Here is a 15,023-nt window from a genome sequence, read left to right as displayed (position 1 = left end):
ATAGGACCAAGCCGGTGACAGGGTCAACACTCGTTGTACCCTCGCCTGGATGTCAGCACCCGCGTTCCGGCCGATCAGCACGCCGCGCGCCTTCGAGGCCATCCTTCTCCAGCTGAAGGAGGCCATCGGCGCGGGTCATCTGCGGGCCGGATCCCGCCTCCCGTCGGAGCGGGAACTGGCGTCACAGTTCGGGGTGTCGCGCGCATCGGTCCGCGAGGCGCTGCGGGTCCTCGAAGCGTTGGGCCTGGTGGGGACGCGACGGGGCGCCGACAACGGCGCCGTGCTGCTCAGCGAGCCCGGCAACGCGTTCACCACCGTTCTCGACCTGCTGGTGGCGTTGCGGCACGTGCCGCTGGCCGACGTGGTCGAGTTCCGCGTGATGCTGGAGACCAACGCGGTGCGGCGGCTGGCGTCCGACCCCGGATCCGCCCTGGAGACGCTGCGGTCGCTGCTCGACCGGATGGCCGACCCGGCGCTCGACCAGGCCTCGTTCCACCAACTCGACGCCAGCTTCCACGTGACGCTGGTGCGCTCCGCCGGGAACCGGCTGGTGAACCTGGTGGAGACGGCGGCGGACAGCACACTGCGGTCACTGATCGCCGACGTGGCCCTGGTGGCGAACGACTGGTCGTCGGTGCGGCCCCGCCTCATCGCCGAACACCAGGCGATCTACGACGCGATCGCGGCCGCCGAGGCCGGGTTGGCGGAGGAACGGACGGCGGCGCATGTCCGCTTCTGGGGCGACGCCGTGATCGCCGCTTCACACGATCTGTCGTAGGTACGGGTCTCGCGACCTTGGACGCCGTCCCGAGGCGACCAACGGTTGGGCGTCCAAGATCGCTTTTCCCGAGGTGCCGCGCGCCCGGCCGCGCGGCCGCCTCAGCTCGGGGGCACCCGCGGCGGCTCAGCTCAGGGTCACCCAGGTGACGAGCGCGAGGCCGGCGCCGGTGATCGCCGCGGCGCCGAGGAACGACACGACGACCGCCGCCAACTCGAAGAGGGCCTGCCTGATCTTCACGAGGGCGACCATGACGGCGGCGGTCGCCTTGACCATGAAGACCCAGACCATCACAAGACCGACGGCGGCCGCGACGAAGTTCGGCCGGAGCGGTGCGGCGGCGTCGCCGGAGGCCGTGACGCAGCCGGTGAGCAGCGGCATGGCCGTTGCCGACACGACGACACTCGGCCATATCGTGGCCTGCTTCGGTGTTCGTGGCGGCCGTAAGCGTGGCATGTTGCGAATCTGCTCGTTACGTTCGGTAACCATGCCATCAGATTCGCACGCTGAAGAACGCTTCTGACAGCCAGTTCTGGAGTCTTTTCTTATATTCGGCGGGTTGCGGTTTCGGGTGTACCGAAGTGGCCGATTTCAGTTCGAACGATCACTTGCGAAAGGACGGTGAGCGGGAATCATGTCGTCCGCATCGTGGAACACGAATCGTCCGGTGTTTCCGTGCATTCGTCGGCCCGCCTGAAGTCAAGGTGGACCGATCAAACTTCACCGAAGGTGTGAGTTCCACTCGTCGATCGAGTCGGATCATCGACAATATTCAGGTTCCAGCGTGATCCACTGATTCCTGATCGCACGCTCCGATATCGAGGCCGTTAGCCGGAACACCCGTGCTGGTGCACCGTCGATTGGCGTACGCGAGTGAAAATCACGTTGCTTTGTTCTCGGGCCTTTGGGTGGTTTACTGACTCGATGAACTGAAGTTCAGTAGGCCCTGGAGTGAAGTCGGATGTCGGGTGTTGGCGAGCCTGAGCAGGCACTGGCGAGGCGCCTGCGGTCGCTCCGTGAACGCCACTGGCCCGACCTCCGCATAACCCAACCGCAACTTGCAGAAGCCTTCGGAACCGACCGTCCACTGAGCCTGTCGTTGATCTCGTCCTGGGAAAATAGAGAGCGGCCGGTCAAGCCGCCCGTCACCCGCCTCCGGCAATACGCCGGCTTCTTCGCCACCCGGCGCTCGGTTTCCGGGCAACGGCCCCGCTTGTTGGCCGAGAGCGAGCTGACCCAGGCCGAGAAGGCCGAACGCGAGAAGCTGTACGAGGAACTCCTCCGGCTGCGCGATTCGGAGGATCCGGCCGAGGCCGAGTCGGCGCCCGCGCACCGGCAGCCGCTGGCATCGGCGGGCGACATGATCGGCGGCGGCCCGTACTACTTCCCCGACCGGCGGCCGGTCACGATCGTGTGCGCCCGCCTACCCGGCAAGATGCTGGAGCGGATGCCGTACACGGACAACAAGGATCCCGACTACGTGCGGTCCTACACGTACGCCGACATCGATGCGTTGATCGAGATGTTCGGCCATGTCCGCGCGGTGAACCCCACAATTCCGGTCAACATCCGCACCGCCGACGATCTCGACGCCGACGACTACACCACGCACCTGGTGCTGCTGGGCGGCGTCGACTGGAACCCGTTCACCGAGGAGATCGTCCGCCTGGTGCAGCTTCCGTTGCTACCGGGCTCGCGTACGGCCGAGGACCGCCACGGCTACTTCGAGGTCGTGCAGAACGGCGCGACCGGTGAGCGGTTCACGCCCGTCCTCGTCGAGGAGAACGGGGTGCCGGTGCTGCGCGAGGACCTCGCGCACGTGTTCCGGTCGGTCAACCCCTACAACACCCGGCGCACGCTGACGCTGTGCAGCGGCATGTTCGGCCGGGGCACGTTCGGCGCCGTTCGTGCCCTCACCGACGTCCGCTTCCGAGACCGCAACGAACGGTTCATCCACAACCGGTTCGGCGGGTTCGAACGGTTCAGCGTGCTCGCGCGGGTCAGAGTGACCACCAACGGCGACGCGGTCACACCGGACTGGACGATTCCCACCACCGTCCTGCACGAGTGGCCGCCGTCCGGTGGTGGTTCGTGACCGCATCGTGCGCACCCACCGCCCACTCCCCGCTCCTGCGGAAGGTCGTTCCCGGCCCGCGGATGCTGGCCCGCCTCGACGCGATCGTGGTGCCGAGCGGCCGGTCGGCGAGCCGGTGCGAACACGCCGCGGAACTCGCGCGGGAGCTCGACTGCGTTCTGCTCGTGCTCGCGAGCCGCGACTCCCTGGGCACGGAGATCCGGGCCGCGATCGGCCAGCACGACCGGGGCAACCAGTACATCGTCGACGTGCCGCCCGACCTCGGCGAGCGCCTGCCGCAGTTGGCCACCACCGACCTGCTCGCCGGCGAGGGCTTCCACCGGAAGACCGACGTGAGCGCGAAGCGGAACCTCGGGCTGGCCCTGACGTACATGGCCCGGCTCGGGCGGATCCTCTTCCTCGACGACGACATCCGGATCCCGGAGACCGCCGACCTCCGGCGGGCGGCCTGGCTGCTGCGCACGCACGACGCGGTCGGCATGCGGGTCGAGGGCTACCCGGACAACTCGGTGGTGTGCCACGCGAACCGGGAGACCGGCGGGCGCCAGGGCACGTTCGTCGGTGCCGGTGCCCTCGCGGTCGGCTCGGACCGCGTCAACTCGTTCTTCCCGGAGATCTACAACGAAGACTGGTTCTTCCTGCTCGACCACTCGACGCTGCTGCCGGTGGCGGTCACCGGGGTGGCGGTACAGGACCGGTTCGACCCGTTCGACGATCCCGACCGGGCGCGCGGCCAGGAGTTCGGCGACCTGTTGGCGGAGGGACTGTTCGCGATCCTCGACCGGGGCGGCCGGATCAGGCACGCCGACATCGCCTACTGGCGGTGGTTCATCGAGCAACGCCGGCGGTTCATCGACGGGATCCTCGAACGGCTCGAACTGAACGCCATGCCCGGTTCGGAGCAGATCGCCGCGGCGCTGCTGGCGGCCCGCGGGCAACTCGACGAGCACGTCAGCCCGGAACTGTGCCGCCACTACCTCGACGCGTGGCGCCACGATCTCGGTACCTGGGCAACGTTCCGCGCCAACCTGCCGCTCGGCCTGCCGATCGGGTCGGCGGCGGAGCTGTTCGACCTCCCGGTCTCAACGTCCGCCTTCGGGGGTGGGTTCGAACGCGAGGGTACCCACGCGTGGTTGCCGTGGTGATTCCATCCGGACGGGCTCGGAGTCGGGCTTCGTCCACCAGGCCACCGCCACGGCCACGGCCGCGCACAGCGGCAGCAGAACCGCCAGCGCGAGCCGCAGATCGGGGCGCGCGAGCGCCGAGGAAGCGAGCCCGAGGCCGATCGGCCCGGCCATGCTGGCCGCGTATCCGATCGACGACAGCAGCGCCACGGTCCGCCCCGAGTCGGACTTCCGTCCGGCCACGCTGAGCACGCCGGGGAACACGACACAGATCCCGACGCCCCAGCACACCGCGCCGAGATGCACGGCGATCCCCACGGGCGCGTACGCGGTCAGCACGACGCCGGCGGCGGCGGTGCCGGTGCCGAGCAGTACCGCCTGCCGGAGACTCACCTCGGGGTAGAACCGGTAGAGCCGGTTGGCGCCGAGCCGCCCGACCGCCATCGCCGCCACGAAGGTCAGGTAGCCGGAGGCGGCCGCACCGTGCGACTGCCCCCGTTCGTCGGCGAGCAGGACGGCCAGCCAGTCGCCGGCGGCGCCCTCGATGATCGCGCCGAGGAAGATGATCGCGATCAGGTGCGCGAGGTAGGGCTGGAACGGGCGGCGGCCCGTCGGGACCGGCCGGGGCGGCGCGTCGTCGCGGTCGACGAAGGTCGAGACCCCGAAGAGACAGGCGGCGAGGGCCAGCCCGCCGACCACCAGGCTCTGGTGCAGGACCGGCCAACCCCGCGACGCCGCGAGCACCCCCACGCCGGCACCGACCACGCAGCCGAGGCTCCACAGGCCGTGGAACTCGGTCATCAGGTGCCGCCCGGCCTGCCGCTCGACGACGGCGGCGTGCACGTTCATCCGGGCGTCCCACATGCCCGCGGGGACGCCCAGCGCGAGCAGCGCGAACGTCAGCTGCCACGGTGACGACGCATAGCTCGCCCCGAGCAGCGCGCCGATGGTGAGCGTGGACGCGACGGCGACGATCCGGCGATCGTCGAACGTGCGGAAGTGCCGGGCGGCGGTGCACATTCCCACAAAGGTTCCGGCACCCATCACGGCCAGCGCGGTTCCGAGCGCGGCGGTGCCGGCGCCGGAGGCGTCCTGAAGGGCCGGGAGGCGCGCGAACAGCGACGCCTGTACCGCGCCGCTGGCGAGGAACACCAGGGCGGTCCCCACCCGCGGGGTCTTTACGAACACACTCATCCCTCGGAAATACGAGCCGACCGGTGAAATGGGTCCGGGAAGTCGGCCGATCGGCCGATCCGGTTAGGGTGTTGCACCAACCGCAATGTATCCGAGCGAGCGGATCTTCGGAGGGCCAACTCCTCGACAGGCGGCCCGGGCAGAAACCGGTTACCGTCCCAGGATGACCGAGAATTCCACTGCCCGGGCCGATTGGGAGCAGCGCATCGGGGTGCGATCGAGCATCGCGGGCGCGCCGCTCCCCGACCTTCCGGCGCCCGCCGGTCTGGAAGCCGCGGAAGGCGTCGGGCATGTCCGCCTTACGTGGCAACCGGTTCCCGGTGCGGTCGGCTATCTCGTGCACCGCGCCGAATCCGGCGCCGAAGCCAGGCTCGCGCCCGTCGACCATCTCGGCGGCGACGTGCTGTCGGTGCCCGACACGTGGTACATCGACACCACCGGCAGTCCCGGCGTCACCTACGTGTACGCGGTTGCCGCCGTCCCCGAGGTCACCGCCCTGGGGCCGTTGAGCACCACCGTCACCGCCGCGTCCCGCGGGGACGGCGACCGGACCGTCCACTTGGGACTCGACGCGACCGCGAACGGAACGCCGCTGCACCGGCCGTGGCAGCCGATGATCGGCAGCGAGCGCCTGTCGCAACTGCTCTGCACCGACCGGTCGGGCGGCCGGGAGATCGGCACCGAACTGCTCGCCGCGCTCAAGCGTATCCGGGACGAGGTGGGCGTCGAAACCGTGCGCGCGCACTCGATTCTGCACGACGACCTCGGCGTCTACACCGAGCGCGACGGCACGCCGGTGCACGACTTCACCGGCGTCGACCGCGTGTACGACATGCTGATCGCCACCGGGCTGCGGCCCGTCGTCGAGATCGGGTTCATGCCGCGCGATCTCGCGCGCGATCCGTCGCAGACCGTGTTCGAGTACCGCGGCGTCATCTCGCCGCCGAAGGATTGGGACCGCTGGGGCGACCTGGTGCGCGCGCTCGTCGCGCACCTGCTCGACCGGTACGGCGACGAGGTGCTCGGGTGGGACTTCGAGGTGTGGAACGAGGCGAACCTCGACGTGTTCTGGTCGGGCACCCGCGACGAGTGGATGCGGCTGTACGACGTCACCGCGCGGGCGGTCAAGGACGTCGACCCGCGCATTCCCGTCGGCGGACCGTCGTCGGCGGCGGCCGGTTGGGTCGACGCGTTGCTTTCGCACGCGGCGACGAGCGGTGCGCCGGTCGACTTCGTCTCCACACACACCTACGGCAGCCCGCCGCTCGACCTCCGCGCCACGCTCGACCGGTACGGCCGGCCCGAGGCCCGCATCCTGTGGACGGAGTGGGGCGTGACCCCCACCCACTTCAACCCCGTGAACGACGGCACCTCGGCGGCGACGTTCCTGCTGACCGGCATGCGGTCGGCCGCCGGCCGGGTCGACGCGCTCTCCTACTGGGTGGCGAGCGACCACTTCGAGGAACTGGGCCGCCCGCCGCGCCTGCTGCATGGCGGCTTCGGGCTCATCACGGTCGGCGGCATCGCGAAGCCGCGCTACCACGCACTGTCCATGCTGTCGAAACTCGGCGACACCGAACTGCCGGTGACCGCGACCGGCGACGGCGCCGGCGGCCTCGTGCAGACGTGGGCCAGCCGCCACGACGACGGCCGCATCACGGTGCTGGTCTGGGTGTCCACATTGGACCAGTCCAAGATGGACGGTGACCCGGCGCTCGCCCGGCGCGTGGTCCTGACCGTCGACGGCGCGGCCGGGCGCACCGCCACCGTCACCCGCCTCGACCGGAACCACAGCGACGTCACGACGCTCGCCGCGGAGCTGAAGGTCCGCGGCTGGCCGACCGTCGACCAGTGGGCCGCGCTCCGCGCCGCCGACACGCTGACGACGGAACCGCTACCCGGCGACGGCGAGTTCACGGTCGACATTCCGCAGCCCGGAGCCGTCCTGATCGAGCTGTAACCGAGGCTATGTAGACAACCGCGAGAGGGGCTATGTAGAGTCCCGGGCATGACCGTCAAGATGACCGTCCCGGTGGCGAAGGTGCTCGCCGCCCTGCTCGCCGATCCGGCGGGCGAGCACTACGGGCTGCAGCTCATGCAGCAGACCGGAATCGCCAGCGGCACCCTCTACCCGATCCTGACGCGGCTGCAGAACGCCGGCTGGCTCACGGCGCGGTGGGAGGACGAGGATCCCTCCGACGCCGGCCGGCCGGTCCGGCGCTACTACCAGCTCACCCCGGAGGGCGCCGAGGCGGCCCGCACCGGCCTGGCCGAACTGCGGGCGCAGACCTCGATCGTCGCCCCGATGACCGAAGCCCCGCCGGCATTGGGGCCGGCATGGTGACCCGGGCGTCGTTGTGGCTGGTTCACCGGGCCGCCGATCGGTGGCCGGCCGCGATCCGCGGCGAGCTGCTGCGGGAGTGGACGGCCGAGATCCGCACGATCGCGCGCGACCGCAGCCTGTCGACGTTCCGGCGGGCCCGGCTCATGCTCGGCTTCGGCATCAGCCTCGCGTTGGCCCGGCCCGGCGGCGAGCCGACGCTCCCGCCGCTCGGTTGGAAGCGGATCACCGGCGTGGTCGCGGCCGTCGTCGGCTACCTGCTCGTGCTCGCGCTGGCCGATCAGGGCTGGCGGACCGTCTACCAGTCGATGGCCGAGGGCGAGCGTCCGATCATCGACGACAGCAACCTGGGCGCCCGTCTCGTACAGGGTGCCGTGGCGCTGATTCCGGTGCTGCTGGCGGCCGTCACCGGATGGTGGCTGGGCCGCCGGTTCGCGGCCCGCCGGGTCCGTCCCACCACGCTCGGGCTGTGCCTGATCGCGGTGGTCGCGGGGTGGGTCGGGCTGGGCTTCGGCCTGGAACGGCTGGCCCTGTACAACGAGATGCCGAACGGCGTGCCGTACCCGTCGACCATGGCCTACCACTTCGGCAACCAGCCGTACGGCATGGTGACGAGCTGGGCCGTGTGGCTGGTCGCCTTCGTGCTGTTCGCCGCGAAACTGCGGTCGGTGGCGGGACGGCGTACGGGCTGGCGGCTGGTGACCGCGAGCGTCACCGCCACACTCATCGCGGCTCTGGCGGTCACGGCGGCGACGTTCGTCCAGTTCGGATCGTCGACGGCGCCGCGATCCCAGGCGTGGAAGTGGTTCGCGCAGTGGCTCGTACCGCCGCAGCCGTTCGAGTCGGCGACCGACGAGGGCGCGCACAGCTTCCACTCGGCGCGGGGTATCTGGAGTTTCCTGAGCTCCTATCCGCACGTGCTCCTCGCGGTCGCCGCGTTCGGCGTCGCGTTCCTCATGGCCAACAACCGTCAGGCGGTCTTGGCGAACGGGTTGGGGATCGAGTCCAGCAGCAGTCGCGTGTAGTCGTCCTTCGCCGAACGGATGACCTCGAGCGTCGGCCCGCTCTCGACGAGCTGGCCCTTGTTCAGCACCAGCACGTCGTCGGCGAGCAGGCGGGCGCTCAACAGGTCGTGGGTGATGTAGAGCATCGCCAGGCCGCGGCTGCGCGCCAGCTCGCCGAGCAGCTCCAGGATCTCGGCCCGGATCGACACGTCGAGCATCGAGATCGGCTCGTCGGCGATCAGGATCTCCGGTTCCGGCGCCAGCGCCCGCGCCGTCACCACGCGCTGGCGCTGGCCGCCGGAGAGCTGGTGCGGCAGCTTGTCGAGGAACTGCGCGGCCGGCGACAGGCCGACGCTTTCGAGCAGCTCCGCGGCGCGGTCGCGGACCGCGCGGCCGCGCAGCCCGCGATAGTTGACGAGCGGACGCGACAGCGCGTACGCGACGGTGCGGGTCGGGTTCAGCGCGCTGAACGGGTCCTGGAACACCATCTGCACGTGCCGCCGGTAGTCCCGCAGGGCGCGCCCGCGCAACCGGTCGACGCGCGTCTCGCCGAACGTGACCGTGCCCTCGGTCGGCCGCTCCACTCCCGTCACCAGGCGGGCGATCGTGGACTTGCCGCTGCCGCTCTGGCCGACGAGTGCGGTCACCCGTCCCGCGAACAGTTTCAGCGACACGTCGATCACCGCCTCGGTGGTGCTGGTACGCAGCCCCCGACGGGTCCGGTAGGTCTTCGAGACGTTCTCGACGGCGAGCACCGGAGCGTCCGCGACCGGCTCGACCACGGCGACGGCCGCAGTGTCCACTGTGGAGAAACCGCCCTTCCGGGCCGCGGGCAGCCGCTCCTGCTGCGCGACGTGACACCGCACCAGGCCGCCGTGGTTCTCCAGCAGCTCCGGATGCGTTTCGCGGCACTGGTCCTCGGCGTACGGGCAGCGCGGGGTGAACAGGCAGCCCCGGTGCTCGCGGCTCAGGTCCGGCGGCCGGCCGGGAATGTAGGTGACGTTCACCTCGGCGAGCCGCGGGTCGGCGTAGGAGCCGAGCAGCCCGCGGGTGTACGGATGCCGCGGATCGCGGAGCATCTCGGCCGCCGGCCGGTTCTCGACGAGCTCGCCGCCGTACATCACCATCACGCGGTCGGCCAGTTCCAGCACCGTGCCGAGGTCGTGGCTGATGAAGATGACCGCGAACCCGAGTTGCTCGCGCAGCGTGCGCAGCTCGTTCAGGATGCTGCGCTGCACCACGACGTCGAGCCCGGTAGTGGGCTCGTCGAGCAGCACGAGCTTCGGCCGCAGGGCGAGCGCCAGCGCGAGCGCCACCCGCTGCTTCATGCCACCCGACAACTCGTGCGGGAACGCCTTGAGCACCTCGGGATCCAGCGACACCATCCGCAGCAGCTCGGCCGGATCGGTCTTCGGCGCGTCCCTGTGTGCGTCGAACGTGTCGGCGAACTGGTCCTCGACGCGGATCACCGGGTTGAGCGAGTTCATGCTGCTCTGGAACACCGTCGACAGGTCGACCCAGCGCATCTCCCGCAACTCGTCCTGCGCCAGCTTGGTGATGTCGCGGCCGCCGAACTCGACCGTTCCGCCGCTGATCCGCGCCGGTGGCGCCAGCAGCCGCAGGATCGCATTGCCCAATGTGGACTTTCCGCAGCCGGACTCGCCGAGCAGGCCGACGAACTCGTCGTCGTCGACGGTGAACGACACGTCGTGGACCGCACGCACGGCCGGGTGGTCGCGCGGGGTGTAGGTCACCGACAGGTTCTGCACCGATAAGAGCGGCATCTCAGTCCTCCCGGAGGTGCGGGTTGCTCAGGGCGTCGATGCCGAAGTTGATCAGCGTGAACGACAGGATCAGCAACGACAACGCGAGACCGGGCGCGATCAGCCACGCCCACTGACCGGTGAGCATCGCGCCACCGAGGCTCGCCTGGTTGAGCATCGTGCCCCAGCTGACCGTCTGCGGGTCACCGAGCCCGAGGAACGCGAGCCCGGCCTCACCACCGATCGCGCCCAGCGCGGCGCCCATGAAGCCCACCACGATCAGCGAGGTCATGTTCGGCACGATCTCGCGGAAGATTATGCGCCACGTGCGGTCGCCGGCGAACCGCGCCGCCGTGATGTAGTCGCGGGTGCGCAAGGTGATGATCTGGGACCGTTTGATGCGCGCCCCGTACGCCCACCCGGTGACGCTGATGACGATGATGATGAGCCACAGCCCGCGCACCGGTGCGTAGGCGGCCAGCGTGATCATCAGCGGCAGCGCCGGAATCACGAGGCCCAGGTTGATGAAGAACGACAGGACCTCGTCGACCCAGCCCTGCTTGTAACCGGCCAGCAGCCCGATCACGAGCGCGATCACCGTGCAGATGACCCCGGCGACGATTCCGACGGTCAGCGAGGCGCGGGCACCGTAGATGAGTTGCGACCACACGTCCTCGCCCTGCGCGGTGGTGCCCAGCCAGTGCTCGGCCGACGGGCCGGCCGACCGGGCGAAGTCGTCGGCCCGCGGGTCGGCCGGCGTGATGAGTGGCGCGAACAGAGCCGCGAGCACGAACACCGCGAGCATCACGACACCGATGCGGCACTTGCGGTTGCGCCACAGGATCACGAACCAGCCGGGAATCCACTTGCGACCGACCTCGGCCGACTCGACCTGAAGACCTTCCGACTGCACCGCGTGGGTCGGAGCGGCCTGTACCGGAGTGCTCATGTGTGGGCTCCCTTACGAACGCGCGGATCCAGGAACCCGTAGAGGAGGTCGGCGCCGAAGTTGGCGATCAGCACGCCCACGGTGGTGAACAGGAAGATGGCCTGCATCAGCGGGAAGTCCCGGTTGGTCACCGCCTCCAGTAGCAACCGGCCCATGCCCGGGTAGTTGAACACCGTCTCCACCAGCACGGTGCCGCCGAGGATGCTGCCCAACGCGATCGCGAACCCGGTGACGTTCGGCAGGATCGCGATCCGGCCGCCGTACGTGAACGCGACCCGCCGGCCGCGCAGACCCTTCGCCACTGCGAGCCGCGTGTAGTCCTCGCCGAGGCTCTGCACCATGTTGTTGCGCATCCCGATGATCCAGCCGATCGGACCGGTGATGAGCAACGCGACCGCCGGCAGCACGCTGTGCTGGATCGCGTCGGAGATGAACACCCAGTTCCAGCCCGGCGAACTGCCCGGCCCGAAGCCGCCGTCGCTGGGGAACCACGGCAGCATGAACGCGAAGACGTAGATCAGCAGCATCGCGATCCAGAAGAACGGCAACGTGCCGACGAACGTCGACCCCAGCGTGATCACCGAGTCGACCCGGCTGTTGCGGCGGTGGGCCGCCCACGTGCCGAGCAGGTTCCCGATGACGAAGGCCAGGATCTGGGTGACGCTGACCAGAACCACCGTCCACGGCAGGGTCTGCCCGATCATGTGCGTCACCGTGTACGGGAAGTACGTGTAGGAGATCCCGAAGTCTCCCCGGAACAACGCACCCAGGTACTGGACGTACTGCTCGAACAGGTTGCCGTCGGGCGCGCCGAGCATCGTCCGGATCGCCTCGACCTGTGCCGGGTCGATCGAGCCGCCCTTGCCGACCAGCCGCTGCACGATGGCGTCGGCGGGATCGCCGGGCTGGAGCCGCGGAATGAGGAAGTTCAGGGTCACCGCGGCCCACAGCGTGGCGAGGAAGAACAGGAACCGCCTGGCGAAGTAGGCCATGACTACCCCGCAGGCTTCAGGTTCGTGATCCAGAGGAGGTTGTCCGTCGGCATGCCGTACGGGTCCTTCTCGTTCGGCCAGCCGGTGGCCTTCTTCGTCGAGTACTGGAACCAGCGCGCGCCGTACCACAGCGGGATCACCGGCACCTGCTCCATCATGATCTTCGCCAGGTCGGCGACGATCGGCTTCTGCGCGTCCTTGTCCTGCGCCGCGAACAGCTTGTCGATCAGCTCGTCGGTGCGCGGGTCGTTCCAGCGGACGAAGTTGCTGACCGCCTTCTGCCCGATCGGGGCCGACACGTCACTCGACAGCGCCTCCTGGTAGTTGCGGTACATGTTGCAGGAGCCGCCGTACACACCGAGCACCGCGTCGTAGTTGCCGATGGCGCGGTCGTTCTCGTACGACGGGAACGCCGGGCCGTCCTGGGTGATCTGGAACCCGAGCGCGGTCAGGTTCTCGATGATGATCTTCTGGGCGGCGACCCAGTCGGTCCAGTCACCCGGCACCGCGAACTTGAACGCGATCGGCTTGCCGCTCTTGTCGAGACGCTTGCCGTCGCCGCTCTTGGTGTAACCGGCGGCGGTCAGCTCACGGTCGGCCTTCGCGGTGTCGAACGGCTGGACGCCCTTGTTCGCGATGTCCGCCGGGATGAAGTCCTCCTGGTTCGGAATCTTGATGCCGGTCTGGCTGGCGGGCTTCACGTAGCCGAACTGGGCCTTGTCGGCGATCTCCTGGCGGTTGATCGCGGTGAGCAGCGCCCGGCGGAACGCGACGTCGTTGAACGGCGCCTTGGTGAGGTTCAGGTACAGGCTGATGTTCGCGTCCGCCGGGTACCAGTAGTGGTTGTTCTTCGGGTCGCGTTCGACGTACGTCTTCTGGATGTCGGGCACGAAGATGGCGTTGCTGTCGAACTCGCCGCGGCTGAGCTGGAGCTGCTTGATCTGCTGATCGGTCTGGTCGTTGTTGAACCGGACCTCGTCGACCCTGACCTTGTCGGCCTGCCAGTAGCCGGGCGAACGGGCGATCACCAACTGCTGGCCGTTGAAGGACTTCACCGTGAACGGTCCGGTGCCGACCGGGTTGTCGGCGTTGACGAACGTCACCGGGTCGGTCTGCTTCTCCCAGATGTGCTTGGGCACGATCTTCACGTCGTCGATCTCCGTGAACGCGCCGGCGCCGGGCCCGTTGAACTTGAACTCGGCGGTCTTGTCGTCGGGCGCGGTCACCGCGGAGAGGTAGCGCCACAGGCCGCGGAGGTCCAATGCCTTGTGCTGCTTCAGCATGTTGAACGTGAACTCGACGTCCTTGGCGGTGAACGCCTGGCCGTCGTTCCACTTCACGCCGTCGCGCATGGTGAAGACGAGCGTCGACGGGTCCTTCCACTCCCACTTGGTGGCGAGCCACGGCTTCGCCTCGCAGCCGTAGTTGTCGAACTGGATCAGGGGCTCGAACAGGTAGTTGATGGCTTCGAGCCGGGTGGCTTCGAGGTACGGGTTGTAGTTCGGCTGGGGGTTGCTGCCACCGCCGAAGCCGCCCAGGTTCAGGTAGTCGACCCGGCCTTCGGAACCGGTGCCCGACTGGTTCTCGGTTCCGGTGCAGCCGGCGGCTACGAGCATCGCGGCGGTGGCGACGGCGGCGATCAGCGAGCGCGTTGGGCGTCTCACGTTGCACTACCTCCTGTGTACGGCGCCGGGAGGGGCGCCAGGGGGATCAGGGGTGTAGGGCATCGCACCCGCGGCCCGTGGCCTCGGATGTGGTGCGGTCGATGTTCGAATCTGGGTTACGGGTCGGGGGTGCTCCCTGCACTGGCGCAGCCACAACTGCGGCGGATCACAAGCTCGGTGGGCAGCAACCGGTTCTCTGGCGGCGTGCTGCCGGCACGCAGCAACTGGCGCGCGGTCTCGGCCGCGAGTTCTCGGATCGGCTGCCGCACGGTGGTCAGCGCCGGTGCGACCAGGCCGGCCATCTGGACGTCGTCGAACCCCGTGATGACAACGTCTTCGGGCACCCGCACGCCGGCGCCGAGCAACCCGACGAGGACGCCGAGGGCGGTTTCGTCGTTGGCGCACACGATCGCCTGCGGGAGGGTGCCGCGCTTCAGGAGCTGGCTCGCCACCTGCACACCATCCTCTTGTCTCAAAGCCGCGCGTACCGGGCGCCGCCGTGGTGTAAGACAGGCCTCGCGATGGGCCGTGCGGAAGCCCTCCCAGCGCTCGCTGATGTCGGGCGAGCCGTCGGGGCTGCCGACGAAGATGAGGTCACGCAACCCGTGCACGGTAAGGAGATGCGTGGTGAGGTCGCGCATCGCGTCGTGGTTCTCGGCCCGGATCGACGCGATCGCACCGGGGCCCGTGCCGGCGAGCACCACCACCGGCAGCGTGCCGGCCAGCCGGCGCAGCGTGTCGTCGGAGACCGTGCCGCCGAGCACTGCCAGCCCGTCGACGCGGCGGGCCATCTCGACGACCTGTTCGTCGGAGTCGCGGCGCATGTGGGTGCAGAGGATGTGCACGGCGGCCTGTGACTGCACCACTTCCAGCTCGAACCCCTGGATCAGCTCGCCGAAGTAGGGGCCGGCGAGCCCGGGGAAGACGAGCCCGATCGTGTTGTGCCGGCGGGCGGCGAGCGCCCTGCCGCGGTGGTCGGGCTGGTAACCGTGCGCCTTGATGGACTCCAGGACCCGCTGCCGCATCTCCTCCGACACCTGTCCGGTGCCGTTGAAGACGCGGGACACCGTCGCGACGGACACGCCGGCCAGGCGGGCCATCTCGCGAACGGTCATCCGG

13 protein-coding genes are annotated in these 15,023 nt (G+C 69.3%); 6 read left to right on the top strand and 7 right to left on the bottom strand.

Translation table 11 applies throughout. From position 1 onward, the window contains the following. The first annotated feature begins 49 nt into the window (after positions 1-49). Positions 50-778 (top strand): FadR/GntR family transcriptional regulator, encoded by a 729-nt coding sequence (locus Vau01_RS51190; protein ID WP_204008589.1) that lies wholly within the window; start codon positions 50-52, stop codon positions 776-778. A gap of 126 nt (positions 779-904) precedes the next feature. Here Vau01_RS51190 and Vau01_RS51185 read toward each other — a convergent pair whose 3' ends face one another. After that, positions 905-1,234 carry a hypothetical protein gene (locus Vau01_RS51185; protein WP_204008587.1) on the bottom strand — a complete coding sequence of 110 codons (330 nt, stop codon included), beginning with the start codon at positions 1,232-1,234 and terminating at the stop codon, positions 905-907. A gap of 757 nt (positions 1,235-1,991) precedes the next feature. Here Vau01_RS51185 and Vau01_RS51180 point away from each other — a divergent pair. Together Vau01_RS51180 and Vau01_RS51175 are read left to right on the top strand one after the other, a co-directional pair. Then, positions 1,992-2,873 carry an XRE family transcriptional regulator gene (locus Vau01_RS51180; RefSeq protein ID WP_239152618.1) on the top strand — a complete coding sequence of 294 codons (882 nt, stop codon included), beginning with the start codon at positions 1,992-1,994 and terminating at the stop codon, positions 2,871-2,873. Next, positions 2,870-4,018: a hypothetical protein gene (locus Vau01_RS51175; protein ID WP_204008584.1), complete on the top strand. Its 1,149-nt coding sequence runs from the start codon at positions 2,870-2,872 to the stop codon at positions 4,016-4,018. The genes Vau01_RS51180 and Vau01_RS51175 overlap by 4 nt, the downstream gene beginning before the upstream one ends. Here the strand turns inward: Vau01_RS51175 and Vau01_RS51170 are convergent. Further along, positions 3,956-5,191: an MFS transporter gene (locus Vau01_RS51170; protein WP_204008582.1), complete on the bottom strand. Its 1,236-nt coding sequence runs from the start codon at positions 5,189-5,191 to the stop codon at positions 3,956-3,958. The two genes, Vau01_RS51175 and Vau01_RS51170, sit on opposite strands and share 63 nt — an antisense overlap. 163 nt (positions 5,192-5,354) lie before the next feature. On the opposite strand from Vau01_RS51170, the gene Vau01_RS51165 reads away from it, so the two are divergent. From Vau01_RS51165 to Vau01_RS51155, 3 genes are read left to right on the top strand one after another with little or no spacing between them, the layout of a single operon-like run. Further along, the gene (locus tag Vau01_RS51165) at positions 5,355-7,151 is read left to right on the top strand and encodes a GH39 family glycosyl hydrolase (RefSeq protein WP_204008580.1); all 1,797 of its coding nucleotides are present in this window, start codon (positions 5,355-5,357) and stop codon (positions 7,149-7,151) included. A 48-nt stretch (positions 7,152-7,199) separates the two neighbouring features. Further along, on the top strand, positions 7,200-7,535 hold the full coding sequence (locus Vau01_RS51160) for a PadR family transcriptional regulator (RefSeq protein WP_204008578.1): 336 nt from the start codon (positions 7,200-7,202) through the stop codon (positions 7,533-7,535). Beyond that, complete coding sequence (locus tag Vau01_RS51155) at positions 7,529-8,557, top strand: hypothetical protein (RefSeq protein WP_204008577.1); 1,029 nt, start codon at positions 7,529-7,531, stop codon at positions 8,555-8,557. The genes Vau01_RS51160 and Vau01_RS51155 overlap by 7 nt, the downstream gene beginning before the upstream one ends. On the opposite strand, the gene Vau01_RS51150 is transcribed toward Vau01_RS51155, so the two are convergent. The 5 genes from Vau01_RS51150 to Vau01_RS51130 form a co-directional block, all read right to left on the bottom strand. After that, positions 8,503-10,320, bottom strand: a complete 1,818-nt coding sequence (locus Vau01_RS51150) for an ABC transporter ATP-binding protein (protein ID WP_204008575.1) — start codon at positions 10,318-10,320, stop codon at positions 8,503-8,505. The genes Vau01_RS51155 and Vau01_RS51150 overlap by 55 nt on opposite strands. Before the next feature lies 1 nt (position 10,321). Beyond that, entirely contained in the window at positions 10,322-11,248 is a 927-nt protein-coding gene (locus Vau01_RS51145) for an ABC transporter permease (RefSeq protein ID WP_204008574.1), read from the bottom strand. Further along, a complete protein-coding gene (locus Vau01_RS51140; protein WP_204008572.1) occupies positions 11,245-12,240 on the bottom strand; it encodes an ABC transporter permease in 996 nt (331 codons plus the stop codon). Before Vau01_RS51140 ends, Vau01_RS51145 begins: the two co-directional genes overlap by 4 nt. 2 nt (positions 12,241-12,242) lie before the next feature. Beyond that, a complete protein-coding gene (locus Vau01_RS51135) occupies positions 12,243-13,904 on the bottom strand; it encodes an ABC transporter substrate-binding protein (protein WP_204008570.1) in 1,662 nt (553 codons plus the stop codon). Positions 13,905-14,020: 116 nt separating this feature from the next. Continuing rightward, positions 14,021-15,019 carry a LacI family DNA-binding transcriptional regulator gene (locus Vau01_RS51130; RefSeq protein ID WP_204008568.1) on the bottom strand — a complete coding sequence of 333 codons (999 nt, stop codon included), beginning with the start codon at positions 15,017-15,019 and terminating at the stop codon, positions 14,021-14,023. Positions 15,020-15,023: the final 4 nt, after the last annotated feature.

It is taken from the genome of Virgisporangium aurantiacum (assembly GCF_016863635.1).
GTDB lineage: Bacteria > Actinomycetota > Actinomycetes > Mycobacteriales > Micromonosporaceae > Virgisporangium > Virgisporangium aurantiacum.
This window is presented reverse-complemented; position numbering and strand designations above follow the sequence as displayed.

Bases quoted from the DNA above. Each gene is read 5' to 3' on its own strand.
- Vau01_RS51130 (WP_204008568.1), bottom strand. From the start codon at position 15,019: ATGACCGTTCGCGAGATGGCCCGCCTGGCCGGCGTGTCCGTCGCGACG.
- Vau01_RS51140 (WP_204008572.1), bottom strand. From the start codon at position 12,240: ATGGCCTACTTCGCCAGGCGGTTCCTGTTCTTCCTCGCCACGCTGTGG.
- Vau01_RS51155 (WP_204008577.1), top strand. From the start codon at position 7,529: ATGGTGACCCGGGCGTCGTTGTGGCTGGTTCACCGGGCCGCCGATCGG.
- Vau01_RS51185 (WP_204008587.1), bottom strand. From the start codon at position 1,234: ATGCCACGCTTACGGCCGCCACGAACACCGAAGCAGGCCACGATATGG.
- Vau01_RS51145 (WP_204008574.1), bottom strand. From the start codon at position 11,248: ATGAGCACTCCGGTACAGGCCGCTCCGACCCACGCGGTGCAGTCGGAA.
- Vau01_RS51150 (WP_204008575.1), bottom strand. From the start codon at position 10,320: ATGCCGCTCTTATCGGTGCAGAACCTGTCGGTGACCTACACCCCGCGC.
- Vau01_RS51160 (WP_204008578.1), top strand. From the start codon at position 7,200: ATGACCGTCAAGATGACCGTCCCGGTGGCGAAGGTGCTCGCCGCCCTG.
- Vau01_RS51170 (WP_204008582.1), bottom strand. From the start codon at position 5,191: ATGAGTGTGTTCGTAAAGACCCCGCGGGTGGGGACCGCCCTGGTGTTC.
- Vau01_RS51190 (WP_204008589.1), top strand. From the start codon at position 50: ATGTCAGCACCCGCGTTCCGGCCGATCAGCACGCCGCGCGCCTTCGAG.
- Vau01_RS51165 (WP_204008580.1), top strand. From the start codon at position 5,355: ATGACCGAGAATTCCACTGCCCGGGCCGATTGGGAGCAGCGCATCGGG.